Origin of the sequence: Fibrivirga algicola (assembly GCF_011742925.1) — a bacterium.
GTDB lineage: Bacteria > Bacteroidota > Bacteroidia > Cytophagales > Spirosomataceae > Fibrella > Fibrella algicola.
In genome coordinates this window covers 1-2,245 of sequence record NZ_WAEL01000024.1, presented here as the reverse complement: position 1 = coordinate 2,245, position 2,245 = coordinate 1, and the positions used below count along the sequence as shown (strand labels likewise).

Genomic DNA, 2,245 nt, shown 5'->3' with positions numbered 1-2,245 from the left:
ACCTAGACCGGTGCTGAGCCTACAAGCCAGTTCCACACTGGTAACCGTCAACACGCCCGTTAGCCTGTCTGCCATTGGTTGCCAGGGGACAGTTAGTTGGAGCAACGGCACAACGGGCAGCACTATTACCGTGACCCCGACTCTGGCCAGCCAGACCTACAGTGCCACCTGTACCACGGGCCCAGGCTGTTTCACCACGGCCAGCATCGTCATCAACACCGCCCCGCCAGCCACCCTCTCAGTCAACAGCGCAACCATCTGCTACGGCAGCACGGCGACCCTGAGCACTTCGGGCTGTGTGGGCACAGTCACCTGGAGCAACGCCACCACAGGTACGTCCCTGACGACACCTGTTCTGACCAACACCACCAGCTACACGGCCACCTGTACGACCAGCACGGGCTCAACGGCCACGGCCGTGGCGACGGTAACGGTACTGGCTCAGCCTCTGCTCAGCCTGCAAGCCAGCTCAACGCTGGTAACCACCGGCACTCCCGTAAACATCTCGGCCATCGGTTGTTCGGGCACCATCACCTGGAGTACAGGGGTCACGGGGGCCAGCATCACGGTGACCCCGATCCAAGCCACTCAGACGTATTCAGCCACCTGTACGACAGGGCCAGCTTGTTTCACCACAGCCAGCATTGTCATTAATACTGCCCCGCCGGCGAGTTTGGTTGTCACTTCAGCTACCATCTGTTACGGTAGCACTGCTAGTCTGTCTGCATTAGGGTGCAACGGTACGGTGACCTGGAGCAATGGAGCCACGGGTACGTCTCTGACGACTCCGACCCTGACCAGCAACACGAATTACACGGCCACTTGTACCACCGCCACCTCAAGTACGTTCGCCGTAGCTACGGTGACAGTACTACCTCAGCCGGTGCTCAGCCTGCAAGCCAGTTCCACACTGGTAACCGTCAACACGCCCGTTAGCCTGTCGGCCATTGGTTGCCAGGGTACGGTGAGTTGGTCAACGAGTCAGATGGGTAGCACCATCACCGTGAACCCAAGTCAGGCCACTCAAACCTACAGTGCGACTTGTACCACCGGACCGGGCTGTTTCACCACGGCCAATATCGTCATCAACACCGCCCCGCCAGCCACCCTCTCAGTCAACAGCGCAACCATCTGCTACGGCAGCACGGCGACCCTGAGCACGTCAGGCTGTGTAGGCACAGTCACCTGGAGCACAGGAGCCACGGGTACGTCTATAACGACCCCTGCCCTGACAAACACTACCAGCTACACGGCCAACTGCACGACCAGCACGGGCTCAACGGCCACGGCCGTCGCTACGGTGACGGTACTGGCTCAGCCCCTGCTCAGCCTGCAGGCCAGCTCGACACTAGTGACGGTAGGCACCCCTGTGACCCTATCGGCCATGGGCTGTTCGGGCACCATCACCTGGAGCACAGGGGCTACAGGGGCCAGCATTACGGTGAGCCCAATCCAGGCCACTCAGATCTACAGTGCCACCTGTACCACGGGCCCGGGCTGCTTCACTTCGGCTAGCCTTGTCATCACTACCGAAGAGCCGGCCAACCTGATCGTAACCTCAGCTACCATTTGCTACGGCAGTTCGGCCACGCTCACTGCCGCTGGGTGTGCCGGAACCATTAGCTGGAATACGGGCACTACAGGAACGTCTCTGACGACGCCCGTGCTGACCCAGACCACCAGTTACACCGCCACCTGCACCACAGCCACCTCTAGCACGTTTGCAGTCGGAACTGTAACGGTACTAGCTCAGCCAGTGCTCAGCCTGCAGGCTAGTGCAACACTAGTGACTACAGGCACACCCGTTAGTCTATCAGCTATTGGTTGCGCAGGTACGGTTACTTGGTCAACCAACCAGACGGGTAGCTCTATCACCGTTACGCCAACGCTAGCCACCCAAACCTATTCGGCAACTTGTACGACGGGACCGGGCTGCTTTACTTCGGCTAGCATTGTCGTTAACACAGCACCACCGGCAAATCTGATAGTTACTTCAGCGACGATCTGCTATGGCACCACCGCCAGCCTATCAGCACTTGGTTGTGCCGGTTCGGTAAGCTGGAATACGGGCACGACGGATGCAGTCCTCAACACTGGGGCGCTCACTCAGACCACCAGCTACACGGCCACCTGTACTACGGCGACCTCAAGTACGTTCGCTGTCGGAACGGTAACGGTGCTGGAGCAGCCACTGCTGAGCCTGCAAGCCAGCACTACGCTGGTAACGATGGGGACGCCAGTGAGC

General features: G+C 59.7%; 1 pseudogene. It reads left to right on the top strand.

Features of this window, described 5'->3' with window-relative positions:
- Positions 1–2,245, top strand: a pseudogene (locus F7231_RS27025) (hypothetical protein); the annotation flags it as partial.